1 protein-coding gene is annotated in these 380 nt (G+C 70.8%); it reads left to right on the plus strand.

Features of this window, described 5'->3' with window-relative positions; all coding sequences use genetic code 11:
- Positions 1-147 precede the first annotated feature (147 nt).
- Positions 148-380, plus strand: a 233-nt coding sequence (locus L0P92_RS44920; protein WP_273634169.1) for a copper homeostasis protein CutC, incomplete at its 3' end; no start/stop codon positions are given.

Raw genomic sequence — 380 nt, forward strand, 5'->3', positions numbered from 1 at the left:
GACTGAACATCTTCGGGTGATGGCGGTTCGGGGGGGGCCTGGCTCAGGAGCATGGCCTGGCGCCGGCGCTGCCGCGATCACAGGGCGTACAGGGCGTACTCTGGATCCTGGATTGGACTAGACCTGTAGGCCGAGGAATGGGGTCCCATGAGCAAGCGTGCAGTCCTGGAGGTGATCGCCCTCGGGGTCGAGGACGCCGTCGCCGCCCAGGCCGGGGGTGCGGACCGGCTCGAACTGGTCACCGACATGGCGGCCGACGGGCTCACCCCGCCGGTGGAGACCTTCGCCGGGATCCGTGCCGCCGTCGACATCGACCTGCGCGTGATGCTGCGGCTGGCGGAGGGGTTCGCGGTGGGGGACGTCGGGGAGCTGGTGCGGCG

It is taken from the genome of Streptomyces muensis (assembly GCF_021474425.1).
Lineage (GTDB): Bacteria > Actinomycetota > Actinomycetes > Streptomycetales > Streptomycetaceae > Streptomyces > Streptomyces muensis.